At 69.1% G+C, this 26,794-nt stretch carries 26 protein-coding genes; 13 read left to right on the top strand and 13 right to left on the bottom strand.

Translation table 11 applies throughout. The annotated features are described in order from the left end of the window. Positions 1–98 precede the first annotated feature (98 nt). Both mscL and AB0J09_RS07680 read left to right on the top strand, forming a co-directional pair. A complete protein-coding gene (gene mscL, locus AB0J09_RS07685) occupies positions 99–518 on the top strand; it encodes a large conductance mechanosensitive channel protein MscL (RefSeq protein WP_360686792.1) in 420 nt (139 codons plus the stop codon). A gap of 85 nt (positions 519–603) precedes the next feature. Beyond that, the gene (locus AB0J09_RS07680) at positions 604–1,179 is read left to right on the top strand and encodes a hypothetical protein (protein WP_360686789.1); all 576 of its coding nucleotides are present in this window, start codon (positions 604–606) and stop codon (positions 1,177–1,179) included. Here AB0J09_RS07680 and AB0J09_RS07675 read toward each other — a convergent pair. Then, positions 1,176–2,087 (bottom strand): threonine/serine dehydratase, encoded by a 912-nt coding sequence (locus tag AB0J09_RS07675; RefSeq protein WP_360686786.1) that lies wholly within the window; start codon positions 2,085–2,087, stop codon positions 1,176–1,178. The two genes, AB0J09_RS07680 and AB0J09_RS07675, sit on opposite strands and share 4 nt — an antisense overlap. A gap of 43 nt (positions 2,088–2,130) precedes the next feature. On the opposite strand from AB0J09_RS07675, the gene pip reads away from it, so the two are divergent. Beyond that, complete coding sequence (gene pip, locus AB0J09_RS07670) at positions 2,131–3,102, top strand: prolyl aminopeptidase (RefSeq protein ID WP_360686783.1); 972 nt, start codon at positions 2,131–2,133, stop codon at positions 3,100–3,102. On the opposite strand, the gene AB0J09_RS07665 is transcribed toward pip, so the two are convergent. After that, complete coding sequence (locus AB0J09_RS07665) at positions 3,056–3,604, bottom strand: phosphatase PAP2 family protein (protein WP_360686780.1); 549 nt, start codon at positions 3,602–3,604, stop codon at positions 3,056–3,058. The two genes, pip and AB0J09_RS07665, sit on opposite strands and share 47 nt — an antisense overlap. A gap of 92 nt (positions 3,605–3,696) precedes the next feature. After that, positions 3,697–4,002, bottom strand: a complete 306-nt coding sequence (locus AB0J09_RS07660) for a hypothetical protein (protein WP_360686777.1) — start codon at positions 4,000–4,002, stop codon at positions 3,697–3,699. A 78-nt stretch (positions 4,003–4,080) separates the two neighbouring features. Here AB0J09_RS07660 and AB0J09_RS07655 point away from each other — a divergent pair, with 78 nt between their 5' ends. Then, complete coding sequence (locus tag AB0J09_RS07655; RefSeq protein WP_360686774.1) at positions 4,081–4,875, top strand: universal stress protein; 795 nt, start codon at positions 4,081–4,083, stop codon at positions 4,873–4,875. 39 nt (positions 4,876–4,914) lie between these two features. Here the strand turns inward: AB0J09_RS07655 and AB0J09_RS07650 are convergent, their stop codons facing one another. Next, entirely contained in the window at positions 4,915–6,030 is a 1,116-nt protein-coding gene (locus AB0J09_RS07650) for a glycosyltransferase (protein WP_360686771.1), read from the bottom strand. Next, entirely contained in the window at positions 6,027–6,998 is a 972-nt protein-coding gene (locus AB0J09_RS07645) for a glucosyl-3-phosphoglycerate synthase (protein ID WP_360686768.1), read from the bottom strand. Before AB0J09_RS07645 ends, AB0J09_RS07650 begins: the two co-directional genes overlap by 4 nt. A gap of 18 nt (positions 6,999–7,016) precedes the next feature. On the opposite strand from AB0J09_RS07645, the gene AB0J09_RS07640 reads away from it, so the two are divergent. Both AB0J09_RS07640 and AB0J09_RS07635 read left to right on the top strand, forming a co-directional pair. Further along, positions 7,017–8,159: a Gfo/Idh/MocA family oxidoreductase gene (locus tag AB0J09_RS07640; RefSeq protein WP_360686765.1), complete on the top strand. Its 1,143-nt coding sequence runs from the start codon at positions 7,017–7,019 to the stop codon at positions 8,157–8,159. Then, positions 8,156–9,259: a zinc-binding alcohol dehydrogenase gene (locus AB0J09_RS07635; protein WP_360686762.1), complete on the top strand. Its 1,104-nt coding sequence runs from the start codon at positions 8,156–8,158 to the stop codon at positions 9,257–9,259. Before AB0J09_RS07640 ends, AB0J09_RS07635 begins: the two co-directional genes overlap by 4 nt. 1,184 nt (positions 9,260–10,443) lie before the next feature. Here the strand turns inward: AB0J09_RS07635 and AB0J09_RS07630 are convergent. Both AB0J09_RS07630 and AB0J09_RS07625 read right to left on the bottom strand, forming a co-directional pair. Further along, positions 10,444–11,229, bottom strand: a complete 786-nt coding sequence (locus AB0J09_RS07630; RefSeq protein WP_360686759.1) for a sugar phosphate isomerase/epimerase family protein — start codon at positions 11,227–11,229, stop codon at positions 10,444–10,446. Between the two features lie 2 nt (positions 11,230–11,231). Next, a complete protein-coding gene (locus AB0J09_RS07625) occupies positions 11,232–12,260 on the bottom strand; it encodes a zinc-binding alcohol dehydrogenase (RefSeq protein ID WP_360686756.1) in 1,029 nt (342 codons plus the stop codon). A gap of 377 nt (positions 12,261–12,637) precedes the next feature. Between AB0J09_RS07625 and AB0J09_RS07620 the strand changes: the two genes are divergently transcribed. Genes AB0J09_RS07620 through AB0J09_RS07605 form a run of 4 tightly spaced genes read left to right on the top strand, consistent with a single transcriptional unit; the run spans position 12,638 to position 16,906 of the window. Beyond that, complete coding sequence (locus tag AB0J09_RS07620) at positions 12,638–14,008, top strand: extracellular solute-binding protein (protein WP_360686753.1); 1,371 nt, start codon at positions 12,638–12,640, stop codon at positions 14,006–14,008. Then, positions 14,005–14,913, top strand: coding sequence for a sugar ABC transporter permease (locus AB0J09_RS07615; protein WP_360686750.1), 909 nt, complete (start codon positions 14,005–14,007; stop codon positions 14,911–14,913). Before AB0J09_RS07620 ends, AB0J09_RS07615 begins: the two co-directional genes overlap by 4 nt. Beyond that, positions 14,900–15,745 (top strand): carbohydrate ABC transporter permease, encoded by an 846-nt coding sequence (locus tag AB0J09_RS07610; protein ID WP_360686747.1) that lies wholly within the window; start codon positions 14,900–14,902, stop codon positions 15,743–15,745. The genes AB0J09_RS07615 and AB0J09_RS07610 overlap by 14 nt, the downstream gene beginning before the upstream one ends. A gap of 3 nt (positions 15,746–15,748) precedes the next feature. Then, complete coding sequence (locus tag AB0J09_RS07605; RefSeq protein WP_360686744.1) at positions 15,749–16,906, top strand: ROK family transcriptional regulator; 1,158 nt, start codon at positions 15,749–15,751, stop codon at positions 16,904–16,906. Between the two features lie 4 nt (positions 16,907–16,910). Here AB0J09_RS07605 and AB0J09_RS07600 read toward each other — a convergent pair whose 3' ends face one another. Then, entirely contained in the window at positions 16,911–17,669 is a 759-nt protein-coding gene (locus AB0J09_RS07600) for a helical backbone metal receptor (RefSeq protein ID WP_360686741.1), read from the bottom strand. 68 nt (positions 17,670–17,737) lie between these two features. Here AB0J09_RS07600 and AB0J09_RS07595 point away from each other — a divergent pair, with 68 nt between their 5' ends. Next, complete coding sequence (locus AB0J09_RS07595; RefSeq protein ID WP_360686738.1) at positions 17,738–18,541, top strand: SAM-dependent methyltransferase; 804 nt, start codon at positions 17,738–17,740, stop codon at positions 18,539–18,541. 4 nt (positions 18,542–18,545) lie between these two features. Next, positions 18,546–19,442, top strand: a complete 897-nt coding sequence (locus AB0J09_RS07590) for a TIGR03619 family F420-dependent LLM class oxidoreductase (RefSeq protein WP_360686735.1) — start codon at positions 18,546–18,548, stop codon at positions 19,440–19,442. A gap of 46 nt (positions 19,443–19,488) precedes the next feature. Here AB0J09_RS07590 and tpx read toward each other — a convergent pair whose 3' ends face one another. The 3 genes from tpx to icmF all read right to left on the bottom strand — a co-directional run bounded on the left by tpx (position 19,489) and on the right by icmF (position 23,801). Beyond that, positions 19,489–19,989, bottom strand: coding sequence for a thiol peroxidase (gene tpx / locus AB0J09_RS07585; RefSeq protein ID WP_360686732.1), 501 nt, complete (start codon positions 19,987–19,989; stop codon positions 19,489–19,491). 133 nt (positions 19,990–20,122) lie between these two features. Beyond that, positions 20,123–20,500 carry a hypothetical protein gene (locus tag AB0J09_RS07580; RefSeq protein ID WP_360686729.1) on the bottom strand — a complete coding sequence of 126 codons (378 nt, stop codon included), beginning with the start codon at positions 20,498–20,500 and terminating at the stop codon, positions 20,123–20,125. 109 nt (positions 20,501–20,609) lie between these two features. Further along, positions 20,610–23,801 carry a fused isobutyryl-CoA mutase/GTPase IcmF gene (icmF, locus tag AB0J09_RS07575; RefSeq protein ID WP_360686726.1) on the bottom strand — a complete coding sequence of 1,064 codons (3,192 nt, stop codon included), beginning with the start codon at positions 23,799–23,801 and terminating at the stop codon, positions 20,610–20,612. A gap of 126 nt (positions 23,802–23,927) precedes the next feature. Here icmF and AB0J09_RS07570 point away from each other — a divergent pair, with 126 nt between their 5' ends. Continuing rightward, on the top strand, positions 23,928–24,977 hold the full coding sequence (locus AB0J09_RS07570) for a glucose 1-dehydrogenase (RefSeq protein WP_360686723.1): 1,050 nt from the start codon (positions 23,928–23,930) through the stop codon (positions 24,975–24,977). A 38-nt stretch (positions 24,978–25,015) separates the two neighbouring features. On the opposite strand, the gene AB0J09_RS07565 is transcribed toward AB0J09_RS07570, so the two are convergent. Continuing rightward, positions 25,016–26,044 (bottom strand): CHAP domain-containing protein, encoded by a 1,029-nt coding sequence (locus AB0J09_RS07565; RefSeq protein ID WP_360686720.1) that lies wholly within the window; start codon positions 26,042–26,044, stop codon positions 25,016–25,018. Between the two features lie 96 nt (positions 26,045–26,140). Then, a partial coding sequence (locus AB0J09_RS07560) for a hypothetical protein (RefSeq protein WP_360686717.1) occupies positions 26,141–26,794 on the bottom strand: 654 nt, incomplete at its 5' end.

The following is a 26,794-nucleotide window of genomic DNA, read 5'->3' as shown; positions in this document are numbered from 1 at the left end:
AGCTGAAAAGGGTGAGCCGTCCCCGACGGCGCGGTATCGGAGGCGGCCCACGCATCCAGCATGGTTTGCCACAGCCGATCCTGGCTACGTGCTGGCCCATGGGCGGCTTCAGAAGGTTCTTACTCCGGGGCAACATCGTCGAGCTCGCGGTGGCGGTGATCGTCGGCGCCACCTTCAGCGGTCTGGTGCAGGCCCTCGTCACCGATCTGATCACCCCGCTGATCGGCGCCATCACGGGCGGCAGGCAGCCGAACTTCTCCGACTACTCCTTCACGATCAACGGCAGCCAGTTCAAGTACGGCGACTTCCTCAATCATCTGCTCAGCTTCCTGGTCGTCTCCGTGGTCATCTACTGGCTGATCGTGGCCCCGATGACCCGGTTGATCAGCCTGTTCGACCGGGACAAGAAGGCCGCGACCAAGCAGTGCCCCGAATGCCTCACCGACATCCCGGCAGAGGCCCGCCGGTGCGCCGCGTGCACGGTCGAGCTGGTGCCGGATTCGGAGAAGCCCACGTAGGTTTGCCCAAAGATGGCCCGCGCGGCTTTCCGGCACTTGGGCGCAGTGATGCGCGGGCAGGGTGCCGGTCCGACAAGATGGACCGATGAGCGTTGAGTTGATGGTGTGGGACGAGCCGGTGCCGATCAGCAGGGACCAGGCCCGCGCCACCTATCTGGCGGTGAAGCGCACTTCCCCCGTGGCCGGGGGAGAGGTGCCCGACGTCGCCAAGGAGCTGCCCGGGGAGGTCACGCTCTATCCGGGCCACGTGCTCGTGTCGATGGACCTGGACACGATGGACGAGACGTCCGCGCAGGTCTTCACGGTCGCCCAGGCACACGGGCTGGTCTGCTACGACCCGCAGCGCGACCTGGTGCACAACGTGGCGCCGCTCGGCGTGTACGAGGGCATGCAGCTCCACACGGGCGACGGCATGATCGTCCACGACCCGGACCTCGGCCTCGTCCACGACGTCCTGGCCACACTGTCGGCGCAGAACCCGTTCGTGGCCCTGGTCAACTTCGGCCGCCACTTCCTGCAGGTCTCCCCCGGCTACGAGCTGGAGTACAAGGAGGGCACGCTGATCCGGACCATGGTGCCCGAGCTGGAGGAGGTGCAGGCGGCCTTCAACGAGTACGCCACGGGCGACCGCTCATTCCTGAGCCGCCACGAGTGGACCTAGATCACCTGCCTGAGTAGGGCGGGATCGACGTTCCCCCCGGACAGCACAACCACCGTGCGCCCTGCCGGGACCCGGCCGGACAGGAGCGCCGCCGTGGTGACCGCCCCGCTGGGCTCGGCCACGAGCCGCGCCGACCGCGCCAGGTGGCCCATGGCGGCCCTGATCTCGTCCTCCGACACGGTGACGATCCCGTCGAGCCGCCGGCTGAGGTGCGCGAACGTCAGCTCGGACAGCCCCGTGCGCAGCCCGTCGGCCATCGTCTTGAACGTCCTGGCCGCCCCCCATTGCACCAGGTGCCCGGCGGCCAGGCTCTCCGCGGCGTCGGCGGCCAGCTCGGGCTCGACCCCGATCACCTTGGCCTCGGGCCGCAGCGCCTTGACGGCCGTGCTGACCCCGGAGGCCAGCCCGCCACCGCCCACAGGCACGAGCACCACCTCGACATCGGGCGAGTCCTCGACGATCTCCAGTCCGACGGTCCCCTGTCCCGCGATCACCAACGGATGGTCGTAGGGCGGCACCAGCGTCATCCCCCGCTCCTGCGCCAGCTTCTCGGCGACGACCTCCCGCTGCTCGGGCGGCACGATGACGGTCTCCGCGCCCCATCCTTCGATGGCGGCCAGCTTCACCTGGGGCGCCCCCTCGGGCACGACCACCACGCACGGCACCCCGAACTCCTTGGCCGCATAGGCCAGGGCCTGCCCGTGATTGCCGGACGAGTGGGTGACGACGCCGTCGGGCCGCAACGAGGCCACGGCGTTGTAGGCTCCCCGGATCTTGAACGCTCCAACGGGCTGCAGGCTCTCCGGCTTCACCCACGCCTCGCCCATCCGCACGAGCGGCGTCCGCACCGCCACTCCCTTGATTCGGCCGGCCGCGGCGCGGATGTCATCAATGGTCACGAGCTCCATGCGATCATCCTACGGACCGGCAATTGAGGCAGGATCGGGGACCATGAGAACGCTGTACCCACCCATCGAACCGTACGAGTCGGGCCTGCTGGATGTGGGCGACGGCAACCAGATCTACTGGGAGGTCTGCGGCAATCCCAACGGCAAGCCCGCCGTCATGCTGCACGGGGGCCCCGGCGGCGGGTGCACGGCCAAGCACCGGAGCCAGTGGGACCCGGAGCTCTACCGGATCGTCCTGTTCGACCAGCGAAACTGCGGCCGCAGCCTGCCCCACGCCAGCGACCCGGCCACCGACCTCGCGGCCAACACCACCTGGAACCTGGTGGCCGACATGGAGAAGCTGCGCGAGCACCTCGGCATCGACAGGTGGCAGGTGTTCGGCGGCTCCTGGGGAAGCGCGCTGGCGCTCGCGTACGCGCAGGCGCATCCCGGCCGTACGACCGAGCTGGTCCTGCGGGGGATCTTCATGCTGCGGCCCCACGAGCTGCGCTGGTTCTACCAGGAGGGCGCCTCCTACTTGTTCCCCGACCTGTGGGAGTCGTACGTGGCGCCCATTCCGCCCGAGGAGCGCGGCGATCTCATGGCCGCGTTCCGCAGGCGGCTCGAGGGAGACGACGCGGCCGCCAGGCTGGCCGCGGCCAAGGCGTGGACCCGGTGGGAGGCGGGCACGATCTCGCTTTTGCCCGACCCGGACCGGGTCGAGGAGTACGGCGAGGACAAGCATGCCGTCTGCTTCGCCCGCATCGAGAACCATTACTTCCATCACGGCGGCTGGTTCGAGCCCGACCAGCTCATCAGGGACGTACACAAGATCCGGCACATCCCCGCCGTGATCGTGCAGGGCCGTTACGACGCCTGCACGCCCATGGCCACCGCCTGGGACCTGCACAAGGCCTGGCCGGAGGCCGCCTTCCAGGTCGTCCACGACGCCGGGCACGCCTTCACCGAGCCGGGCATCACAGACCGGCTCATCGAGGCGACAGACGGCTTCTCGCGAGCCGTACCGCGGGAGTGACGGCCCCCACCACCAGCAGTGCGAACAGCGGCGCCAGCGTCAGCCCGACGAGGTAGCCCGCGACCACGTCGTGCGGATAGTGCACGCCCACGAAGACCCGCGAGAACGCCATGACCGCCGCCAGCGGCAGCACCACCCACGCGAGGGCGCGCCAGGCCAGCACGAGCGTGGCCGCGGCGCCGGCCGCGATCACCGAATGGTTGCTGGGGAAGGACCAGTCGGCGGAAGGCGGGCAGGCGGCGATCGTCGTGATCCCGCCCCGGCACGGCCGGTCCTCCCTGACGATGTTCTTGACGACCTCGCTCACGACGTACGCGAACACCACCCCGGCCGGACCCGCGATCACCAGCGCCAGGTCACGGGCCGGACCCCGCCACGCCCGGAGGGCGGCGACCGCGAACAACGCCACGAACAGGAATAACCCGGCGTCCGTCCCCACTTCGGCGAGCGTGTGCAGCCATCCAGGCGTGGTCATGGCGAAGTCGACGATGTCGCGGTACACGGGTGTCCAATCCGTTAATCAGCAGTGGACACGACCTTACGAACTATCGCCGTCAAATGCCTCGACCATATGGCCGAAATATCGGGAGAAGTCTAGAGGAGGAACTGCCGGATGAGGGCTGCCTGCTGGCTCTCCAGCTCGCCTCTGGTGATGAGTCCCCGGTCGAACGCCTCGGCGGTGGCGTCGCGGGAGGCGACGTAGTAGGCGGCCATGATCTCGCTGCGGAGCGGCGTGAACCCGCGCTCCACGCAGTCGGAGAAGATGGTGACCTTCTGGTCCACGGTGTCCGCGGCCACCGTGCAGGCCAAATCATGCTCCCTGAGCTGCTGAACCGCTTCACGGAGCGTGACCATAACGGACCCGTTGAAGTTGAAGCGAGTATCAAGGGTGATCTTCACTTTTTTACGCCTCCACAGGTTTACAACGTTCCGATCAAGGCCGCGTATTCCCAGCTCAGAGCGGGTAGGAGGGCTGTCGTGATCGGAGAGCACGTGATCGTCGGCTACACCACCGACCAGGGCGGGCGGGATGCGCTGGCCCTCGGCGCGGCGATCACACGCGTCACGGGCGGCGAGCTGACGGTGGCCACGATCTACCCGCCGGGCAGCCCGGGGCTGGCGGTGGAGGCGCAGGCCAACCTGGCGCACGCGGCCGAGGAGCTGGGGCCCACCCCGGCCGAGTACATCACGTACGAGAGCAGGGGCACGGGCCGCGGGCTTTCGGTGCTGGCCAGCCGGATCAGGGCCGACCTGATCGTGGTCGGCTCGGCGGACGGCGGCCAGCGTGGCCGCATCGCGATCGGCTCAACCTCCGACCACCTGCTCCACCTGTCGTCGGAGGCGGTCATGCTGACGCCCGCCCAGTACGTCCCCGTCAACGGGCCGGAGCGCCTCACACTCGCCTACGTGCACCGGCCGCAGTGCGACGAGGCGGTCGAACGCATCGCGCAGGCGGCGCTGCGGCTCGGCATCCCGCTCCGGCTGATCACTCTCGACCTGCGCACGGAGGACCAGGGCAAGCTCAGGGACGACCTCGCGCTGGCGGTGCGGCTGGCGTGGGAGTCCACGGGGATCGAGGCGGAGTCGGAGGTGGCCGAGGGGCACGACGTGGCCGCCGCGCTCGCGGACGTCGAGTGGGCCCCTGGCGAGTTGCTGGTGTGCGCGGCGAGCGAGGACGCGCAACCGCACCGGGTGTTCCTGGGCGAGCTGGCCATGAAGGCGCTGCGGGCCTCGCCCTGCCCGGTCATCGTGCTACCCCGCGGCTTCGCCTGACCCCCGGCGCGGATGAGGTCCGTTGGAGAGCGGGCAACGTCAACGGGCTGTGACTCGCTCGTACAGCTCCAGGTAGCGCTCCGCCATGACGGACGGCGAGAAGCGGTGCCGGGCCTCCCTGCGGCACTCCTCGGGATCGATCTCGTCCACCCGCAGCACCCACTCCGCCAGCTCCTCCTCGGAGTCGGCCAGAAACCCGGTGCGGCCGTGATCGATGATCTCGGGCAGGCAGCCGCGGCGCAGGCCGACCGGAGGCACTCCGAGCGCGAGCGCCTCGACGACGGCCGTGCCGCCCGGCTCGTCCCACTGGATCGGGAAGAGCGCGGCCCTGGCCGAGGCATAGAGGTCGTCCCTGGCCGGGCCGCCCACCGCGCCGACCCACCTGACCAGCTTCCCGTCGAGGTAGCGGGACACCTGGTCGAGGTGGTAGCGGACGTCAGGGTGGCTGTGCAGCGGGTGGTACGGGTTCTGGACGACGACGTCCAGCTCGGCGGGGGTGTCCCGGCCGCTGACCGGCCCCGCGAGCACCAGTGGGAGGCCGAGCTTCTGGCAGATCCTGGCCGCCACGTGCTGGCCCTTGAGCGCGCAGATCCGGCCCATGACCACCAGGTGCTCGCCCTGATCGACCCGCAGATCGCGGTCGGCGAGCGGGCTGGCCAGGTAGACGGCGCCGAGCGAGGCCGCGCGCAGGGCGTCGGGGGCGCGGGCGAGCTGCGACTGCGAGACGCCGTTCACCGCGATCCCCGGCGGGAAGGCGCCGTAGAAGGCCGGATGCTTGTGCAGGTCCCAGTGAAGGGTGTGCAGGACGGGCGGTCCGCCGAGCGCCGACAGCACCGCGGGCCCGACGACCTCCACATGGTCGTGGACGAGGTCGATGTCGTCGCGGGCGCGCAGCTCGGCCACCACCCTGGCCTGGTGCGCGTGCGCGATCCCCATGACCTGGTTGTACGGCTTCTGCAGCTCTGTGAACCGACCGTCGTCGAAGACGCTGATCAGCTCGTCCGCTGCGAGCGTGCTGGACCCGACGGAGGCCAGGACGACCCGCACGCCGCGCTCGCGCAGCGCGGGCACCAGCGTGGCCACCACGTTCTCGATCCCCCCGTAGCCGGGGGGCGGGACCGCGAGCCACGGCCCCGCGTTCACCAGGACTTTCATGCCACATCCTCCTCAAGCACGAGGGAGGCGAGCGGAGGTCGCTCCGCCACGGCCATGTCCACCAGGTCAACCCCTTCGAGCCCGAACTGCAGCATCGTGTGCGCTGGAGGTTCGGCCGGCAGTACCCGGCCCTGCCGCTCCAGGCGGGACCAGGCGGTGAGCATGATCTGCCCGGCCATCCGGCCGAGCGCGGCCATCGACTGGTGCGAGTGCGTACGCGTGCCCAGGTCCACCTGGGCCATCGCGTCCAGCCCGATGAGCTGGAACAGGTCGACGAGGAGCCCGAACTCCACGCCGTACTCGGTGACGAACGGCACCTGTTCCAGCACCTCGCGCCTGGCGGCGTACTCGCCGCCGAGAGGCTGGGCGAACCCGGCCAGCTCCGGCCAGAACATGTTGAGCAGGGGCCTGGCCACCAGCTCGGTCACGCGCCCGCCCGCGCCCCGGCGCACGACCCCGTCGTCGCCCGTGAACGGCCGCTCGTACATCCCCTTGACGAAGTGGATGTCGCCGTTCACCAGCAGCGGCCCCACCAGGCCGGACACGAAGTGCGCGGTGAAGTTGCGCAGGTCCGCGTCCACGAACACGACGATGTCGCCGCTGGAGGCGGCCAGCCCCTTCCACAGCGCCTCGCCCTTGCCGGTCAGCGGCGGCAGGTGCGAGAGCACCTGGTCCTGTGCCACCACGCGGGCGCCCGCTTCGCGCGCCCGTTCGGCGGTGGCGTCGGTGGAATTGGAGTCGACGACCAGGATCTCGTCGACGAGCGGCAGGCGCTCGACGAGGTCACGGCGGATCACACGGACGATGTCGCCCACCGTGAGTTCTTCGTCACGCGCCGGAAGTACGACGCTTACCGTCGTGGATCCCTTGGCCAGCATTAAGGCACCGACCGGCCACTCGGCTGCTGTGCTCGAGTGCGGACCGTACCACTCCTGGACCCTGGCCAAGGCTAGAAGATCTGTCTCCATGCAGTCAGCCCCGATCTCATGAGGTCACGACTTCTGCCCGATCTATGCGCCTTTGAACCTCATTGTTTGGCCGCGAGTAGACGTGGCATATGCCGGATTGTGTCCCCAATGACTCGCGTCGGCATCATAGGTGCCGGAAATGTCGCAGCTCGCCACGCAGATGTACTATCCGGCTTCCCCGATGTCACGATCGCTGGGATCGCCGACACCGATCCCCACAAGGCCGAGGCGCTGGCCTCAAGGCATGGCACCTCCGCCTTTGGCGGCCATGCCGACCTACTCAGTGCCGGCGGTCTTGACGCCGTCTACGTATGTGTGCCTCCTTTTGCGCACGGTAACCCGGAACAAGATGTTCTGTCGTGTAATCTGCCGATTTTTGTAGAAAAACCCCTTTCTCTCGACCTCCAAACCGCAGAAATCATCGCGTCCGAAATCGAGCGGAGATCTTTGCCGTCCGCGGTCGGCCACCATTGGCGCTATCTCGACATCGTCCAGCAGGCCCGCGACCTTCTCGCCGAGCGTCCGGTACGGCTCGCCCTGGGCCACTGGCTCGACAAGGTGCCCCCGGTCGCCTGGTGGCTGGACCCGAGCATGTCCGGTGGCCAGATCGTGGAGCAGGCGGTCCACGTACTGGACCTGGCGCGGGTCCTGGTGGGCGAGGTGACGATGGTGCACGCCGTACCCGCGGACAACAAGAGCGACGGCGAGGTGGACCGGGCGACGGCGGCGGTGCTGCGCTTCGCCGACGGCGCGGCCGGGCTGCTGGCCACCTCCTGCCTGCTCGCCCAGAAGCACCGGGTGGGCCTGGAGGTGTGCGCCGAGGGCCTCGCGCTGGAGCTCAGCGAAACGCGGCTGCTCGTGGACGGCGAACGGGTGATCGAGGACGACGGCCTGGCGAAGACGCGGGTGGATCGGGAGTTCATCAACGCCGTGCAGGGTAAGGACGCCGACGTACGCGTGCCGTACGGTGAGGCCCTGCGGACCCATCGCCTGGCGCTGGCGCTCGCACGGTCCGCTGCCGAACGGAGGCCGGTGATGCTCAATGAGTGCGAGGGAGCGCCGTCGCCTGGACTGAGGAGCGGCGGGAGCGAAGCGACCAAAGCGACGAGGGAAGGCGACGGCTCCCCAGCGACCGAGCCGCCTCACGGAGTGAGGCCATGAACGCAGTGCTCAGCATTGAGGGGCCCGGCGAGGTTTGCCTGGTGCAGGAGAAGCTGCCCGAGATCCCCGAGGGCGGGTTCATGGTGGCGACCACCCACAGTGGCGTCTCGGCCGGCACCGAGCTGACCTACGTCAAGGGCACCAACCCCTACCTGTCCTCGAGCTGGGATCCGGCGCTCGGGCTGTTCACGGAGGGCGCGCCGTCGGTGAGCTATCCCGTGCGCGGCATCGGCTACATGCAGGTCGGCCTGGTGGTGGAGACGCGCACGCGGGCGGTGAGCGAGGGCGCGCTGGTCGCGATGTGCTACGGGCACCGCACGGCATACGTGGCGGACCCGATGAACGACAGGTTCGTGGCGCTGCCCGACGACCTCGACCCGGTACTCGGCGTCTACGTCGCCCACATGGGCCCGATCTGCGCCAACGGCCTCCTGCACGCCGCCCACGACCTGCACGGCCCGGCCGTGCAGCAGCTCGGCGACGGCGTGCGCGGTCGGCGGGTGGCGGTCGTGGGCGCCGGCGTGGTCGGGCTGCTGACGGCCTGCTTCGCCATGTCCTGCGACGCGGCCGAGGTCGTGGTCGTGGACGAGACCCCGGCCAGGCTCGCGGTCGCCGAAGCGCTCGGCGCGAACGTCCTGGCGGCCGACAACGATCCGGCGATGGACCTGAAGCGCCGCTGGCGGCACGGCCGCGACGACCGGGGCGCCGACGTGGTGTTCCAGTGCCGGGGCCAGACCAGGGCGCTGGCGCTCGGCCTCAGGATGCTCCGCCCCCAGGGCACGCTGGTGGATCTCGCCTTCTACACCAAGGGCGCGGATGAGGTGCGGCTTGGCGAGGAGTTCCACCACAACGGGCTGACGGTGCGCTGCGCCCAGATCGGCCGGGTGCCGCGCGGCCTGGCGCACGCCTGGGACAGGGAGCGGCTCTCGCACGAGACGATCTCCCTGCTGAGGCGGCACGGCACGCGGCTACGCGAGCACGTGATCACTGACCTCGTCGGCTTCGCCGAGGCCCCCCAATTCCTTTCCGAGCTCGCGTCCAGACGCCGGCAGACCCTTCAGGCCGTGCTCTGCGACCACGTCGAGGATGAGAGCGGCTGACCAGCTGAAGTCGCGGCAGCCGTGGCCGTGCAACGTGAACGGGTCGAAGTACTCGCGGAACCCGGCGTGCGAGACCGCGTTGATCATCCCGTCGGCGACCAGGCCGGCCAGGTCGGGACGGCGTTCGTTGAGCCCCTGCCACACCAGCCAGGTGAGGTTGATCCAGCTCGGGCCGCGCCAGTAGCGGGCCGGGTCGAACTCGGGCGCCGCCGGGGAGTAGCTGGGCAGCGCCCCGTCCTTGAGCGAGAAGCGGTCGAGCGCGGTCGAGATCAGCGCGTCGGCGACCTCGGCGGGCAGGCCGGGGAGCATGAGCGGGGTCAGCCCCGCGGTGCTGTTCGAACGGATCAGCTCGCCGGTGCGCACGTCGCGGGCCTGGAAGAGGCCGCCGTCGAAGAGGTGCTCGACCATGGCGGCGGTCATCGCGGCCGCCTCGCGCTCGTGCGGCTCGGGGTCGAGGCCGAGCACGTCCGCGATCTTGGCCAGCGTCGCTTCCGCGGCCCCGTACGCGGCGTTGAACAGCGGGCACTCGACGTGGAACTCCCCCGGCCTGCGGTAGCCGGAGTCGCGGTAGGCACGGGCGAGCGAGACGTACCGCTCGTAGTCGCGGTCGGTGGGCCGCTCGTCGGCGCTGACCGTGGCGAGGTCCCTGCGGACGAAGCCCGCGGTGGCGGACCGCACGGCCTGCAGCGGCAGGTCCCAGGCCGGGCTGTTGTCCATGCCCGACTCCCAGGGGTGCACGATCGAGATCAGCCCTTCAGGCGAGCGCCTGGCCGCGCGCAGGAACTCCTGCTGCGCCACGAGCCGCGGGTAGATCCGGCGCAGGAACGCGGTGTCGGGCTCGGCCAGGTGCGTCTTCCACGCGGCCAGCGCGTGGACCGGCGGCTGGATGATGCCGGAGGTCGCCGACCCGGAGGGAGCGCGGGACTCCCAGAACTCCGGCCCCGGGAAGTATGCGCCCTCCGGCACCGTGGGGTTGAACACGATGTGCGGCACCCTGCCGTCGCGCCACTGCGCGCCGAACAGGGAGAGCAGCTCCACCCTGGCCCTTCGCGGCGACCACCGGGCGTTCCCGATCGCGATGAAGGCCGAGTCCCAGCTCCACTGATGCGGGTACAGACGGCGGGAGGGAACCGTGTAGCCGCCGTCCCAGTTCGCCACCAGGACACGCACGGCGTCGCGAAGGATCATAGGTATTTCCTGACGAAGGCTGCGGTTTGGGGAAGGACGATCTCGGGCTCACCCCGCAGGCGGCATTCCAGGGCGAGGTAGCCGTCGTAGCCGACGGAGTCCAGCGTGGCGAGCTGCGCACCCCAGTCGAGGTGGCCGGTGCCCGGCTGGTTCCTGTTGGACTCGCTGATCTGCATGTGCGCGATGTAGGGGGCGGCCTCGGCCAGGGAGCGGCAGGGGTCGTCCTCCTCGATGTTCATGTGGTACGTGTCGCCGACGACCCTGATCGAGTCCATGGAGCAGTAGGAGACGGCCTCGGCCAGGGTGTTGACCATGTGGTTCTCGTACCGGTTGAGCGGCTCCAGCATGATCAGAACGCCGTTGCGCTGCGCGTGCTCGCCCAGGATGCCCAGCGCCTCGGTCAGCACCTCGCGGTCCTCCTCGGGACTGCGCGGCGGCTCGAACGGCGGCAGCCGGCGCGAGAACTGCCCCCAGGAGGCGGGCGTCATGACACCGATGCCGCCCAGCTCGCCGATCACCGTGAGCTGCGACCTGAGCTGCTGGATGGCGTCCTTGCGTTTGGCCGCGTCGAAGTCGCCGATGAAGTGCGGCATGTCCACGCAGACCGTCGGCATGACCACGCCGTCGGCCTTGGCCCGCTTGAGCTCGGTCAGGCGGCCCGCGAAGTGGAAGTCTCCCTTGCCGCGCAGCTCGATGGCGTCGAACCCGGCATCGACCGCGAACGCGAACTTCTCCTGCAGCGTGCGGCCGGGCAGAAGCTGCTCCTGGACGGCGAGCTTCACTGTCACTCCTCGAAGGTGAAGACGAGCTGGAGCACCTCGGACTGGTGCTTGTCGATCAGGTCGAAGGCCTCTGCGGCCCTCTCGACGGGGACGACGTGGCTGATCAGATCACCGACCTCGACCTGGCCCTCGTGCACGAGAGCCATGAAGGTGCGCTGCAGGCGCTCGACGTCCCACCGGTGCGCCAGCCACGAGGCGACGCCGCCGATCTGGGAGGAGACGAGCTGCACCTGGTTGTGGTGGAACTCCTCGCCCAGCCGCAGCCCGACGCCGTCGCCCTGGTAGAACCCGGCGGCCACGACCCTGCCGCCCTTGCGGACGGTCCTGATGGCTTCGTGCAGGCCCTGGTGGGTGCCGCTCAGCTCGATCACGCTGTCGGCGCCCTCGATGCGCTTGCGCATGTACTCGGCCACGGAGCCCGCGCGCACGTCGATCACCTCTGCCGCGCCGAACTTCCTGGCCAGCTCCAGCCGGTCGGGGATGGCGTCGGCCGCGAGCACCCTGGCGCCGCTCAGCACGGCCAGGCGGGTGGCGAGCAGCCCGATGACGCCCTGCCCGAAGATCGCGATCTGGTCGCCGAGGTGCACGTCGGCCGCGTGGACGGCGTTGAGCGCGATGGCGCCCACGCGCGCGAACACCCCGGTCAGCGGGTCGGCACCGGGCGGCAGCACGTGGCCGACGAGCTTCTCGGCCGGGACGACGGCCTCGGCACGATGACCCCAGATGCCCCACACGATGCTGCCGACAGGGGGATCCGCGACGTCGGACGCCGCCTCGACCACCTCGCCGACCTCCTGGTAGCCCCAGCCGGTCAGCGGGTAGGCGTGGGTCTGACCGTCGACGAAGAGCCGGCGCTCGGTGTCCCAGTGGCGGTTGAGATATGGATTTGTGCCGCGATAGGCGGTGAGCTCGGTGCCTGCCGAGACGCCGGAATAGATCGTACGGACTCGTACTGAGCCCGGCACCAGGTCGGCGGGTGACTCCAGGCTGACGCGGACACGGCCTGGCTCTTCAAAGGTGATGACGCGCATTCCCCATCACTTACGCTTATTGATCAAACAAAAGTCAAAGATTTAGTACTTGTTTGCATACGATAGTTGCGCTCGGAACACTCTTAAGTCTACGACTTCAGCCGGTAAGCGCTGCTGCAATTGGGGTTTCTGCCAGCGTGTCTTCCGGAAAGCGACCTTATCGGCAAAGCTCACCTAGCCTCACACCTGGGGTTTCTAGGGCGTGAGCCGACCTCCGGATGACCGAAATCGCATAAAGTAGATCTTTTTGCGGAGAAGATCCCGATCTGTGCGCGTAGGCACGGAGTGAGTACAGACCGGTCTCGTATCGACTACCGCACGTTGCCGGGATCACGGCGAGGGTAAGGGCGGCATATCCCCTACCGGAGGAGCGTGCCATGCCGAAGAAGGTAACCGCCGTCCTCTCCCTCGCGCTGCTGGCAGCCGCTTCGCTGGCGGCGTGCGGCGACGGCGGTGGCGAGTCGTCCGCGAGCAACCAGATCACCGTCTGGACCGAGGAGAACCTCAACGACCGGATGGCCGTACAGAACCAGATCGTCGCCGAGTTCACCAAGAAGACCGGGATCAAGGTCAAGCTGGTCGGCGTGGCCGAGGACCAGTTCAGCCAGACCATGACGGCCGCCGCCGCGGCCGGAGACCTGCCGGACGTGATCGGCGCCCTGCCGCTGTCGGCCGTGCGCGAGCTGGAGGCCAACGACCTGCTCGACACCGAGACTCCGGGCAAGGTCGTCGATCAGCTCGGCAGGGACTCGTTCTCGCCGCGGGCCCTGGAGCTCGACAGCTCGGGGGGCAAGCTGCTCGCGGTGCCCAGCGACGGGTGGGCGCAGCTCATCCTCTACCGCAAGGACCTGTTCGAGAGGGCGGGGCTGCAGCCGCCCGACACGTACGAGCGGCTGGAGGCGGCCGCCGCCAAGCTCAACACGGGAGGGGTCGCGGGCATCACGCTGGCGATCGCGCCCAAGGACTCGTTCACCGCGCAGAGCTTCGAGCACGTCGCGCTGGCGAACGGCTGCCAGCTGGTCGACAATTCCGGAAATATCACCCTTGACTCGCCGCAGTGCGTGAGGGCGTTCGAGTTCTACGCGAAGCTGGCGAAGGACTACTCCGTCAAGGGCAAGCAGGACGTCGATTCCACCAGGGCCACCTACTTCTCGGGCAAGGCGGCCATGACCATCTGGTCGTCCTTCATCCTGGACGAGCTGGCGGGCCTGCGTAAGGACGCGCTGCCGAGCTGCCAGGAGTGCCGCGCCGACCCGCAGTGGCTGGCCAAGAACACCGGGGTGGTCACGGCGCTGAAGGGGCCCGACGGGAGCACGCCCGCGCAATACGGCGAGATCGTCTCGTGGGCGATCACCCGTGACGCCGCCAAGGACTCCGCGGCCAAGTTCGTCGCGTACATGATGAACGAGGGTTACGAGGGCTGGATCGGCATGGCGCCGGAGGGCAAGTTCCCGATCCGCAAGGGCTTCGAGGACAAGTGGAACAAGCTGCCCGCCGGGGTCGACTCCAAGAAGCCGCTGGCCGACATCTACCCGGCCGACGTGCTCGACGCCCTGCGCAAGAGCCCCGACACGTTCGCCCGCTGGGGCATCCCGCAAGGCCAGGGCAAGCTGGTCGGCGCCATCATGGGCGAACTGCCCGTGCCCAAGGCGCTGAGCGGGGTCGTGGACGGGTCGCTGACCCCGCAGGCCGCCGCCACACAGGCCAAGACGGACGTTGAGACGATCAAGCGCGGGATCCGGCAGTGACCCGCACGCTTCGGCAGCAGGAGGGGCGGGCCGGGCTCGCGCTCATCTCGCCCACGCTCATCATCACGCTGGTCGTGGTGGTGCTGCCGTTGCTGTGGGCGATCATGCTGGCGTTCCAGGACGCGCGGCTGATCAACATCAGGCGGGCGGGCCTCTTCGGGCACTACACGCTGGAGAACTTCTCGTACGTCGTCTCCGAGCCCGGCTTCTGGTCGTCCCTGGTCAACACGCTCGTCTACACCGTCGCCGGGACGGCGTTGTCGATCGCGATCGGGCTGGTGACGGCGCTGGCCCTCCGGGACAGGTTCAAGGGGCGGACCCTGGTCAGGGCCTCGATCCTGATCCCGTACGTGGCGCCCGTGGTGGCCGTGGCCTTCCTGTGGGAGACGATGCTCAACCCCCAGTACGGCATCGTCAACACCTGGCTCCACGAGCCGATCGCATTCCTCACCCAGGCGAAGGGCGAGTTCCTCGGCGTGCAGGTGCCGGTGGCGCTGTTCACGGTGATCGCCTTCGAGGCGTGGCGGTATTTCCCGTTCGCGTTCCTGTTCATCCTGGCCAGGCTGCAGGCGCTGCCCGCCGAACTGGACGAGGCGGCGGTGGTGGACGGGGCCACGCCGACCCAGCGGTTCCGTTACGTGATCATGCCGCAGCTCTGGCGGATCATCGCGCTGCTGTCGGTGCTGCGGTTCGTGTTCACGTTCACCAAGTTCGACGACGTCTACCTGCTGACCGGCGGCGGAGCCGGGACCGAGGTGGTCAGCGTGCGGGTCTACAACTTCCTGACCGCACGCGACGACATCGGCGCCTCGGCCGCGCAGGCGATCGTGCTGGCGGTCTTCCTGGTCGTGTTCCTGACCATCTACCTGCGGTTCTTCGGCGGGGGTGAAGGTGAGCAGAGATAGGTTCGAGCGCGCGCTCTTCCGAGTGCTGAAGCCGCTGGTCATCGTGGTGCTCTTCCTGATGACCGCGTTCCCGTTCTTCTACATGGTGATGTTGTCCGTACGCGACATCCAGGAGCTCATCCTGGACCCCGGCTCGCTCTGGCCGCGCAGCTTCACCCTCGACACGTACGTGGACGTACTGACCAAGCAGGGTTTCCTGACCTTCCTCAGGAACAGCGCGATCGTGGCGGTCGCCTCGGTGGCGTTCACGCTCCTGATCTCGATCCCGGGCGCGTACGCGGTCGCGCGGCTGCGTTTCTTCGGGCGGCGGAAGGTGCACTTCCTCTTCCTGGCGGTGTACCTGTTCCCGGCGATCGTGCTGGCCATTCCGCTGTTCGTGCTGTTCACGATGCTGGGGCTGAGGGGGTCGCTTTTCGGGCTAATCGCCGTGTATATCGCGCAAACCGTCCCCGTCACGGTATACATGCTCCGCAACTACTTCGAGACCGTGCCGCAGAGCGTGGAGGAAGCGGCCGCGATCGACGGGTGCACGAGGCTGTCGACCATCTGGCGCGTGGTGCTGCCGCTGTCCAAGCCCGCGCTGATGGCCACCGGCCTCTACGCGTTCATGATCGCGTGGAACGAGTTCCTGTTCGCCCTGCTCTTCCTCGTGGAGAAGCGGGAGAGCTGGACCGTTTCCCTGGGGCTCTCTCAACTGGCGGGCAGCATAGAGATCCCCACAACGGTCCTGATGGCAGGATCGGTGGTGCTGACGCTGCCCATCGTGATCGTGTTCTTCGCCAGTGAGCGACTGCTGACGGAGGGCCTCACGGCGGGAGCAGAGAAGGGATAGATCATGCTGACGGCAGGGCAGATCCTCCAGCTCATCCGCAATGGCACCTGCCGTACACGCAAGGAACTCATCGAGTACACCGGGCTGTCCCGATCGACGATCACCGATCGGGTCGACCGGCTCATCGACGCCGGATACATCCATGAGTCCGGCGTCGGCACCTCCGGGGGCGGGCGACCGCCCTCGGTGCTCGACGTGGACGCCACCAGGCGCCTGATGCTGGTGGCGGACCTGGGCGCCACCCATGCCAGGGTGGCGCTCACCGACCTGGCCGCCAGGCCAATGGCCGAGGAGAGCACTGAGATGCGCATCGAGCTCGGGCCCGAGGCCGTCCTGTCGTGGGTGCGGCAGGCGTTCCAGCGGATGCTCGACAGGACCGGGCGGCCGGCGAGCGAGGTGTGCGGCATCGGGCTCGACGTGCCCGGCTCCGTGGACCACACCAGCGGGCGGGTGATCAGATCGTTCCTCATGCCGGGGTGGGACGACTATCCGGTGGGCGGGGCGATCGGGGAGACGTACGACGTGCCCATCCTGGTCGAGAACGACGCCAACGCGATGGCGCTGGGCGAGTGGTGGTCGTCGTGGCGGGACACGGACTCGCTGATCCTCATCAAGGTGTCGACCGGCATCGGCACCGGCATCGTTCTCGATGGGCAGATTTATCGGGGAGTCGAGGACGCCGCCGGAAACATCGGGCATGTGCGGTTGCGCGAGACCGACGACCAGGTGTGCACGTGCGGTTCCCGCGGTTGCGTGGCCTCGCTGGCCAGCGGCCACGCCCTCGCCGTCGACCTGGGTCAGGAGTCCAGCCGCGACGTGGTGCGCCTCGTGCAGGCCGGCGACCCCGAGGCCATCGCGCGCACTCAGGAGGCGGGCCGCACGCTGGGCATCGTGCTGGCCACCGCGGTCAGCCTGCTCAACCCGGGCGTGCTGGTGCTGGCCGGGGACATGGCGGAGACCAGGGAGCACTATCTGACGGGCATCCGGGAGATCGTCTACCGCCGCAGCCTGCCGTACACGACCAGGAATCTGGAGATCGTCCCCACCTCGCTGGGAGGCCAGGCGGGGATCGTGGGTATGGCGGTGATCGTGATGGAGCACGTGCTCTCCCCCGCCTCCGTGGACGCGGCCCTGACCGCCCCTACGGACGCGGCGAGCTGACCGGTCAGCCGAGTGCGCGCCGCAGAGCCTCGGGCGCTCGCACGAGCGAGGGGCCGTACCAGGTGAGCAGCCGCCCGCTGACCAGCGCACAGCTGAGCCCGGGGAAGCACTCCGGGCCGTCCGTCTCCGAGAACGCGTAGGGCTCGTCGGGCAGCACCACCAGGTCTGGCCGCCGCTCGACCAGCTCGGGCAGCGGGATCTTGGGGTATCGCTCCTCGTGACCCGCGTAGAGGTTGTCCACGCCGAGGTGCCTGAGCACGTCGCCGGTGAACGTGTCGCGCCCCACCACCATCCACGGCCGCCGCCAGATCGGGACGATGGCCGTCCTCCTCGGCCCTTCCGCGGGCGCCTGCCACGCCTCCTCCGCAGCGTCCAGCCACGCGGGGCGTCCGGTACGGCACGCCTCCCTGAACATGCGATCCAGCGAGGCGAAGGCCTCCTCGAGGGTCTCGATCCTCGTCACCCAGACCGCGATGCCCGACTCGCGCAGGGTCTCGATGTCGGGCGCGCGGTTCTCCTCGGCGTTGGCCAGGACCACGTCGGGCCTGAGCCGCCTGATCGCGTCGAGGTCCGGGTTCTTGGTACCCCTGACTCTGGCCACGTCGAGCTCGGCGGGGTGCGAGCACCAGTCGGTCGCCCCCACCAGCGCCTCCGGCACGGTCGCGGCCACCGACTCGGTCAGCGAGGGCACCAGGGACACGATCCGCCGCACGGTATCGGGAATCTTCAGGGGCACACCGGTGTCGTCCACATCTAGATTCAACCGAATGTCGGTCTGTAACCGTAGAATCCAAGGCGAAGATCGTTAACTCTTGATCGGGGGAATGACGGTTGGAGAGAGAGTCACCAGCCTTCGATCCGCACACGCCCAACGTTGCCCGGCTCTACGACTACTTCCTCGGTGGCAAGGATCATTTCCCGGCCGATCGGGCGGCGGCGGCGAAGATCCTCCAGGTGGCTCCGGAGTTACGCGCGGCGGTCAGGGCCAACCGGGCGTTCATGAGGCGGGCGGTGCGCTTCCTCGCCGGGTCCGGCGTCACACAGTTCCTCGACATCGGCACGGGGCTGCCGGGCCAGGACAACGTGCACGAGGTGGCCAGGGAGATCACCCCTGAGGCCAGGGTGGTCTACGTCGATCGTGATCCCGTGGTGCTGGTGCATGCCAGGGCGCTGCTGGCCGGCCAGGGCGGTACGACCGCGGTGGGCGGCGACCTCCGCAAGCCCGACGAGATCCTGAAACATCCTGACGTGATGGAGGCGATCGACTTCAGCCGCCCCGTCGGCGTGCTGCTGACGGCGATCATGCATTACATCAGCGACTCCGACCGGCCCCATGAGCTCGTCGCGAGCCTGCGCGACGCCATGGCCCCGGGCAGCTACCTCGTCATGTCCCACGGCACCAGCGACGCCCGCACCGCGGCGGTGGACACGATCACCGAGGTCTACGAGAGCACCGACGCCCCGCTCACGCTCAGGAGCCGCGAGCGGATCGCGGCGCTGTTCGAGGGGTTCGAGCTGGTCGACCCCGGCCTCGTCTGGCTGCCGGAATGGCGTCCCGACCAGGCCGACACGATCGACTTCGCCGACGGCCCCGAGTCGTCGCTGATCTTCGGCGGCGTCGGCAGGAGGGGCTGAGCTGATGGACATCGGGCTGGCCGTTCCCCAGTTCGGCAGGTTCGCCGCGCTGTCCAGCGTGTCGCGGGTGACGCGGGAGGCCGACTCGATGGGGTTCGCCGGTCTGTGGGCGGGCGACCGGCTGATGACACCGCTGCGGCCGAAAGACCGCTATCCGGGGGGCGACATGCCGGAGGCGCACCGGGTGTTCCTGGATCCGTTCGCGGTGCTGTCGGTGGCCGCTTCCGCGACGTCCTCCGTACGGCTGGGCACGAGCGCGCTGAACGCCTGCTGGTATCCCCCCGTGGTCCTGGCCCGCTCGCTCACCACGATCGACCATCTCAGTGGCGGGCGGCTCGTCGCCGGCCTCGGTCTGGGCTGGTCGTCCGACGAGTACGCCGCCGCGGGGGTGCCGTGGCAAGGGCGGGCGAAACGCTACGACGCCACCCTGGACGCGCTGGAGGTGATCTGGGGCACCGACCCGGTGTCGTTCGAGCACGAGCTGTGGACGATCGTGCCCAGCCACATCGAGCCCAAGCCCGCCAGCCGGCCGCCGCTCTACCTGGCCGGGTTCGCCGAGCCCGCGCTGCGCCGCATCGGCCGCCGGGCCGACGGCTGGCTCACGGCGGCGCTCCCGATCCCCATGCTCGCCGCGATGTGGCGGACGGTGTGCCGGAGCGCCGAGGAGGCCGGGCGCGATCCCGCCGCGCTACGCATGGTGCTGCGCGCCAACCCGGTCATCACCGATCAGGGCGCTCCGCCCAGGAGCGGCACGGTCGCCCAGGTCTCCGCGTACCTCGCCACCGCGGCGGAGGCCGGGGTCCACGAGATCATCCTGGACCTCCAGCACACCGCCACGAGCGACGAGCACCTGCTGGACCTGGCCGGCGACTTCCAGGCTCGCTTGAACGCGGCGCCGTAGGCAGCGGGGCGCGCGGCTTACTTGAGCGCGGTTTACTTGACGCGGCTTACTTGAGCGCGGACAGCGCGGCCTCGTAGTCGGGCTCCTGCGTGATCTCCGGCACCAGCTCGGAGTAGACCACCTTGTTGTCGCCGTCGAGCACGACCACGGCACGCGCGGCCAGCCCGGCCAGCGGCCCCGACTCCTGCGCCACGCCGTAGTCGGCCAGGAACTCGCGGCCCCGCATGAGCGAGAGCATGGTCACGTTGTCGAGCCCCTCGGCGCCGCAGAACCGCTTCTGCGCGAAGGGCAGGTCGGCGGAGACGCAGAGCACGGCCACGTCGGGGTGGTCGGCGGCCACCTGGTTGAAGCGGCGCACGGACGCGGCGCAGACGCCGGTGTCGACGCTCGGGAAGATGTTGAGCACCTTGGTCTTCTGGCCGAAGTCCCCCAGCGACTGCTCGGCGAGGTCGCCGGCCACCAGCTTGAACGCGGGCGCGCTGTCGCCGGGCTTCGGGAAGGTGCCGCCTACGGCGATGGGGTTGCCCTTGAAAGTGACGTCGGACATGAAAGCCTCCTGGTTAGCGATGTTCCCGCCTCGTGATCCTATCCGCGCCGTCCGCTCGCCCCGCTCCCCGCCCGCGTGTCCCCCGCGCGCACGATCGCATGCCACCCGTATCGGCCAGCGCGGCGTGCGCTGGTCAGGCCCAGTTGTTGCGGGCGGCGTGCCAGCCGAGTTGTGCGCGGGTGCGCACCCCCGCCAGGTCCATCAGCGCCCGCAGCCGCCGCTGGAGCGTGCGCAGCGACAGGTCGAGCTGCCCCGCCACCGCCTCGTCGGGTAACACGTAGATCTTCCCGTCGGCCTGCAGGACCTGGACGCCGCCCTGGGCGCCGTCCGGCCGGTCCACGTTGACGACCTTCTGATCGACATAGTGGACCCGGTCGCCGGTGATGAGGGTGATCTCCGTCTCCTGGGGCGCGGGCTCCCGCGAGTCCGCGTGCGCGCCCGTGGGTACGGCCAGCGCCGTCGCCGCGAGCGCGGCTGCGGTCAGCGCTCTGGCGGGGAAATTGAGGGGCATGGGGTGGATTCCACCCTTGCGGCCATGCCCCCGGGAAGGTCATCGGCGTGGCGAAAACCCGCCCTGGCGGAAGCCCGTCACAAGGCCTCGACGGGATGCCCGGTGCGGATCAGACGTTGCGGCGGTACTGCCCGCCCGCCTCGAACAGCGCCTCCGTGATCTGGCCGAGCGAGCAGTGGCGGGCCGCCTCCATCAGGACCTCGAACGCGTTCCCGTCCGACATCGCCACCTCGCGCAGCCGGGCGAGCTGGGCGGGGCCCTCGGAGCGGTTTCGCTCGTGGAAGGCGCGCAGCCGGTCGAGCTGGGAGCCCTTCTCCTCCTCGGTGCCCCTGGCCAGCTCCAGCTTGTGCTCCGGCGGCTGCTCGTCCCCGTTGCGGAACGTGTTCACCCCGATGATGGGCAGCGAGCCGTCGTGCTTGCGCATCTCGTACAGCATGGACTCGTCCTGGATCTTGCCGCGCTGGTAGCCGGTCTCCATGGCTCCCAGCACGCCGCCCCGGTCGGACAGCCGCTCGAACTCGCCGAGCACCGCCTCCTCCACCAGGTCCGTCAGTTCCTCGACGATGAACGAGCCCTGCAGCGGGTTCTCGTTCTTCGCCAGACCCCACTCGCGGTTGATGATGAGCTGGATCGCCATGGCCCTTCGCACCGAATCGGCCGACGGGGTGGTCACGGCCTCGTCGAAGGCGTTGGTGTGCAGGCTGTTGCAGTTGTCGTAGATGGCGATCAGGGCCTGGAGGGTGGTGCGGATGTCGTTGAAGTTCATCTCCTGGGCGTGCAGAGATCGGCCCGAGGTCTGGACGTGGTACTTCAGCTTCTGCGAGCGCTCGGCGGCGCCGTACCGCTCCCTCATGGCCACCGCCCAGATGCGGCGGGCCACGCGCCCGAGCACGCTGTACTCGGGGTCCATGCCGTTGGAGAAGAAGAACGACAGGTTCGGGGCGAAGTCGTCGATCTTCATGCCCCTGGCCAGGTACGCCTCCACGTACGTGAAGCCGTTGGCCAGGGTGAAGGCGAGCTGACTGATCGGGTTGGCCCCTGCCTCGGCGATGTGGTAGCCGGAGATCGAGACCGAGTAGAAGTTGCGCACGCCGTTCTGGATGAACCACTCCTGGATGTCGGCCATCATCCTGAGCGAGAACTCGGTGGAGAAGATGCAGGTGTTCTGGCCCTGGTCTTCCTTGAGGATGTCGGCCTGGACCGTGCCCCTGACCGTGGCCAGCGTCCTGGCGCGCAGCTCGGCGGCCTCCTCGGCCGACGGCGCGTGCCCGTGCTCCGCCTGGAAGCGGTCGAGGGCCTGGTCGACGGCGGTGTTGAGGTAGAAGGCCAGGATCGTGGGCGCGGGGCCGTTGATCGTCATGGACACGGACGTGTTGGGCGCCGACAGGTCGAACCCGTCATAGAGCACCTTCATGTCGTCGAGCGTCGCGATGGATACCCCTGAGGTGCCGACCTTTCCGTAGATGTCGGGCCGGAGGTCCGGGTCGTGGCCGTACAGCGTCACCGAGTCGAACGCCGTGGACAGCCTGGTCGCGGGCTGGCCCTCGGACAGCAGCTTGAAGCGCCTGTTGGTGCGGAACGGGTCACCCTCCCCCGCGAACATCCTGGTCGGGTCCTCGTCGTCACGCTTGAACGGGAACACCCCGGCCGTGAACGGAAACGCCCCCGGGAGGTTCTCGCCGCGCAGGAACCTCAGCAGGTCGCCGTGGTCGCTGTAGCGGGGCAGGGCCACGCGCGGGATGCGGTTTCCCGAGAGGGTCTCGCGCCAGAGCGGGGTGTGGATCTCGCGGTCGCGGACCTTCACCACCAGCTCGTCGGCGGTGTAGCGCTCCTTGACGGCCGGCCAGGTGTCGAGCAGGGCCCGGCTCTCGTCGGTGAGCTCCCGGTCCGCCTGCGCCTCCAGTTCCTCGAGCCGCGCGTCGTCCAGGAGAGTGCGCACGGCGGCGAGCTGCTGGCGGCGGCGGGCGACCTCGGCCTGGGCGAGCGTCTCCGTGTGGTACGCGCGCACGGTGTCGGCGATGTCGGCCAGGTACCGGACCCGGGCGGGCGGGACGATGGCGGCCGACGCCTGCGAGGTGCGCCCGGACACCTGGGACAGCAGCCCGGGCCCCGAGTCGGCCAGCAGGAGAGGCTTGAGGTGCTGGTAGAGGGCGGTGACCCCGGCGTCGTTGTAGCGGGCGGCGATGGTGCCGAAGACCGGCATGTCCTCCGGCCTGACGCTGAATGCCTCGCGGTTGCGTACGAGCTGGCGACGCACGTCACGCAGGGCGTCCTCCGCGCCACGCCGCTCGTACTTGTTGATCACCACGGCCTCGGCGAAGTCCAGCATGTCGATCTTCTCGAGCTGTGAGGCCGCTCCGAACTCGGGCGTCATCACGTAAACGGGCACGTCCACGTGCGGCACGATCCCGGCGTCGCCCTGGCCGATGCCGGGCGTCTCCACGATCACCAGGTCGTAGCCCGCGGCACGGCAGGCGGTGATCACGTCGTCGATGCAGGCCGGCACCTCGTTGGCCGCGCCTCTGGTGGCCAGGGAGCGGAAGTAGGTCTGAGGGCTCAGGCTGTTCATCCTGATGCGGTCCCCCAGCAGCGCGCCGCCGCCGCGCCTGCGGGTGGGGTCGATGGCGACGACCGCGATGCGCAGCTTGTCGTCGTTGTCGACGCGGAACCTGCGTACGAGCTCGTCAGTCAGCGAGGACTTGCCCGAGCCGCCTGTGCCCGTGATGCCGAGCACGGGAGCGCGCTTCTCCGTACCGGCGGCTTTGAGGCCCTCGACCAGCTCAGCGGTGGCGCGGCCCGACTCGATGAGCGTGATCGCCCGGGACAGCGCCGCCTGGTCACCCGAGACCACGGCCTCCACCGACGGCGGGTCGCCCAGCTCGACGTCACAGTCCTCGATCAGCTTGTTGATCATGCCGGGGAGCCCGTACTTCTGGCCGTCCTCGGGCGAGAAGATGCGGGTGACGCCGCGCGAGTGCAGCAGCTCGATCTCCTCGGGGACGATCACGCCCCCGCCGCCGCCGTACACCTTGACGTGCCCCGCCCCGCGCTCGCGCAGCAACTCCACGAGGTACGTGAAGAACTCCACGTGCCCGCCCTGATAGGAGCTGATCGCCACCCCCTGGACGTCCTCCTGGATGGCGGCGGTGACGATCTCGTCGACCGAGCGGTTGTGCCCGAGATGGATGACCTCGGCGCCCTGTGACTGGAGGATGCGCCGCATGATGTTGATCGCCGCGTCGTGGCCGTCGAACAGGGCCGCGGCGGTCACGAAGCGCACTGGGTGTTCCGGGACGTGCACGCCTATTCACTCCTTCGTGAGGGCTCTCCTTCGAAAGATACTAGGACGTCCTACTATTTCGATAGTATGACGTCCTACTATTTGCCGTGTCCGTCTGGGGTAGAGGGCTCCAGGGGGTGAGGCCGAATGCGTGCGCTGACATTCGCGCCGGGCAAGAAGGGGACGCTCGCCGTCGAGGAGGTGCCAGATCCCACGCCAGGCAAGGGCGAGCTGCTCGTGCAGGGGCTGGCGCTGGGCGTCTGCGGGACCGACAGGGAGCTGACGACGGCCGAGTACGGCTGGCCGCCGCCAGGCAGTGAGCGGATGGTCATCGGGCACGAGTCGCTCGGCCGGGTGCTGGAGGTGCCCGAGGGGTCCGCGTACTCGCCGGGCGACCTGGTGGTGGGCGTGGTACGACGGCCCGACCCCGTGCCGTGCGGGGCGTGCGTACGGGGCGAGTTCGACATGTGCCGCAACGACCGCTACACCGAGCGGGGCATCAAGCAGCTCGACGGGTACGGCTCCGAGCGCTGGACGGTCGAGGCCGGTTACGCCGTGCGGCTGGATCGTTCGCTGGAGAGCGTCGGCATGCTGGTCGAGCCCGCCTCGGTGGTCGCCAAGGCGTGGGAGCAGATCGAGCGGATCGGGTCGCGAACCTGGTTCGAACCCCGGACGCTGCTGGTCACCGGAGCCGGCCCGGTCGGGCTGCTGGCGGCCCTGATGGGGCGTCAGCGAGGGCTGGAGGTGCACGTGCTCAACCGCGCCCCAGCAGGGCTCAAGTCGCGGCTGGTGGAGGACCTTGGGGGGACCTACCATTCGGGTACGTCGCTGAAGGAGTTCGCCTCAGACAAGCCCGACATCATCATCGAGTGCACAGGGGCTGGGGCGCTCGTCATCGAGGCCATGATCAGCACGGCCGCCGCGGGCATCGTCTGCCTGGCCGGTCTCTCCCCCGGGGGGCGTACGCACCAGGTGGACGCGGGGGTGATCAACCGGGACATCGTGCTGGAGAACGACGTGGTCTTCGGCACCGTGAACGCGAACCTGCGGCACTACAGGGACGCCGCCGTCGCCCTGACCAAGGCCGACACCGGGTGGCTGGAGCAGCTCATCACGCGGCGGGTCCCGCTGTCACGCGCCCTGGAGGCCTTCCAGCCGGGCGACGACGTCAAGGTGGTCATCGACCTCACGGACTGACGGCCTTCGCGGCTTTTCGTGTGCTTGGGGGGCTCGCGTCAGCTGGGCTCGTAGGGCTTGCGTCTCGTCTGCGCGGGATGCCTGGACGCCGTGCCCGCTGGGACGCGTGTCCTGCGGGCCGAGGGCGTCGGGGTGGGATGCGGCTTGGGTTCCGCGTTTTCGGAGGTCGGCGGCTTGCCACGGGCGGGCGCCCGTTCGCGAACGGGCGCCTTCTCACGGGCCGGCGTCTTCTCACGGGCCGAGGTCTTCTGACGCGCCGGGGCCTTCGCTTGGGCTGAGACAGGCTCGCGGGCCTGCCCCCGTTCGGCCGGGGCGGCTGTGCCGGAGGGTGCTTGTGGGTTGATTGGTGCGTTCCAGGGCCAGAGAAGGCGACGGTGGGTGCCGCGGCGGCGGCCGGAGACGCGGAGGGAGAGGACGACGGTCATCAGCACCATCGCGGTCAACAGCGCGGGCGGCGTGCCTAAGACGTCCAAAGGGGACCCGTGTCCCGGGCCCGAGCGCGGCGCCGGCACGAAGGGCCGTTCGGTCGAGCGGATCTCGCCCAGCTTGTCGGCCCCGGCCTTGACCAGGCGCGGTATGCCGTACCCCACGACCTTGTCGGTCTCCCTGGTCTTGCGCTTGAGCCAGACCCCGTCCACATTCGCCTCGATGGTGTGGATCTTCGAGCCGCTGACGCTCTCCACGACCCCCACGTGGTCGATGCCCTTGTAATTCTTGCCGCCCCGCCAGTCGAAGAAGACCAGCGCTCCCGGCTCGGGCTTTTGGCTCCACGCCCCCTGCCTCATGAACCAGGCGGCATGGGAGGGCGTCCAGGCGAACTCGCCCACATATTGGCTGATGCCGGCCTTGTCCGCGGCCCAGGCGATGAACATGTCGCACCACGGCGCGTCGCGGTACTGGGTGTCTTGGACGCGATCCGCGTACCACTGGCCGAACTTGGTGAACTGGCCGCTCTTCTCCTTGTAGCCGAGTTCCTGCCGCACCGTCTTCAGCAGCTCGTCCGCGATCGGGTCCAGGGTGACTCCTCGAGAAAACCGACAAATCACGATGGACTGTAGTAGCGCCATCGCGAAATTGCGCGGACCACCCGGAAAGTGTCGTGCTATGAGCCGAAATTTCGGCTTTGTGGCTGGTGAGACAGCTGAGACTGTCTACTATCCTCGCTAGGAGCCGGCGCCCACCCGGAAGACGGCCGCGTCACCCGCGCCCGGCGCGACGACGTCGGCCACGATCACGGTCACGTTGTCCGGCGAGCCGCCCTCGTTGGCCAGATCGATCAACCGCTGGACGGCCGCGCCCGGGTCTGCCACCGTGGTCAGCACCTCGTGCAGCACCTCGGGACCGAGCACGGTCGTGAGCCCGTCAGAGCAGAGGAGGTAGCGGTCATCAGACTCGGCTTCGCGCAGCGCCATGTCAGGCTCGGCCCTACCCTCGCTGCCCAGCACGCGCAGCACCATCGAACGCCGGGGGTGCACGGCGGCCTGATCCTCCGTTATCCGCCCTTCGTCCACCATCGACTGCACAAGTGTGTGATCCTTGGTCATCTGGTAGAGAGCGCCGTCGCGAAGCAGATATCCGCGGGAGTCACCGAGATGAGCCAGGGCGAACCGGTAGCCGTCCCACAGCATGGCGGTCACCGTGGTCCCCATCCCCCTGCGCGCGGGGTCGATGTCGGCCAGCTCGACCAGCCGGCGCGCCGCCTCGTGCACGGCGCCATCCAGCGCAGCGTCGGTACGGGCCAGGGTGAGAGCGCCCGTGACCCGGCCGACTACACCCAGCGGCACGATGACGTCGGAGGCGGCGCCCAGTGCCTGGAG

The sequence above is a fragment of the Nonomuraea sp. NPDC049784 genome (assembly GCF_040659615.1).
Lineage (GTDB): Bacteria > Actinomycetota > Actinomycetes > Streptosporangiales > Streptosporangiaceae > Nonomuraea.
The sequence above is the reverse complement of the archived record's forward strand: the minus strand, read 5'-3'. Positions and strand labels throughout refer to the sequence as shown.

What these genes read in the sequence shown, in the direction of transcription:
- AB0J09_RS07625 (WP_360686756.1), bottom strand. Translation starts at nt 12,260, where the DNA reads ATGCGCGTCATCACCTTTGAAGAGCCAGGCCGTGTCCGCGTCAGCCTG.
- AB0J09_RS07650 (WP_360686771.1), bottom strand. Translation starts at nt 6,030, where the DNA reads ATGAAAGTCCTGGTGAACGCGGGGCCGTGGCTCGCGGTCCCGCCCCCC.
- AB0J09_RS07640 (WP_360686765.1), top strand. Translation starts at nt 7,017, where the DNA reads ATGAGGTCACGACTTCTGCCCGATCTATGCGCCTTTGAACCTCATTGT.
- AB0J09_RS07580 (WP_360686729.1), bottom strand. Translation starts at nt 20,500, where the DNA reads ATGCCCCTCAATTTCCCCGCCAGAGCGCTGACCGCAGCCGCGCTCGCG.
- AB0J09_RS07635 (WP_360686762.1), top strand. Translation starts at nt 8,156, where the DNA reads ATGAACGCAGTGCTCAGCATTGAGGGGCCCGGCGAGGTTTGCCTGGTG.
- mscL (WP_360686792.1), top strand. Translation starts at nt 99, where the DNA reads ATGGGCGGCTTCAGAAGGTTCTTACTCCGGGGCAACATCGTCGAGCTC.
- AB0J09_RS07570 (WP_360686723.1), top strand. Translation starts at nt 23,928, where the DNA reads ATGCGTGCGCTGACATTCGCGCCGGGCAAGAAGGGGACGCTCGCCGTC.
- AB0J09_RS07590 (WP_360686735.1), top strand. Translation starts at nt 18,546, where the DNA reads ATGGACATCGGGCTGGCCGTTCCCCAGTTCGGCAGGTTCGCCGCGCTG.
- AB0J09_RS07565 (WP_360686720.1), bottom strand. Translation starts at nt 26,044, where the DNA reads ATGGCGCTACTACAGTCCATCGTGATTTGTCGGTTTTCTCGAGGAGTC.
- pip (WP_360686783.1), top strand. Translation starts at nt 2,131, where the DNA reads ATGAGAACGCTGTACCCACCCATCGAACCGTACGAGTCGGGCCTGCTG.
- AB0J09_RS07620 (WP_360686753.1), top strand. Translation starts at nt 12,638, where the DNA reads ATGCCGAAGAAGGTAACCGCCGTCCTCTCCCTCGCGCTGCTGGCAGCC.
- AB0J09_RS07675 (WP_360686786.1), bottom strand. Translation starts at nt 2,087, where the DNA reads ATGGAGCTCGTGACCATTGATGACATCCGCGCCGCGGCCGGCCGAATC.
- AB0J09_RS07605 (WP_360686744.1), top strand. Translation starts at nt 15,749, where the DNA reads ATGCTGACGGCAGGGCAGATCCTCCAGCTCATCCGCAATGGCACCTGC.
- tpx (WP_360686732.1), bottom strand. Translation starts at nt 19,989, where the DNA reads ATGTCCGACGTCACTTTCAAGGGCAACCCCATCGCCGTAGGCGGCACC.
- AB0J09_RS07680 (WP_360686789.1), top strand. Translation starts at nt 604, where the DNA reads ATGAGCGTTGAGTTGATGGTGTGGGACGAGCCGGTGCCGATCAGCAGG.
- AB0J09_RS07645 (WP_360686768.1), bottom strand. Translation starts at nt 6,998, where the DNA reads ATGGAGACAGATCTTCTAGCCTTGGCCAGGGTCCAGGAGTGGTACGGT.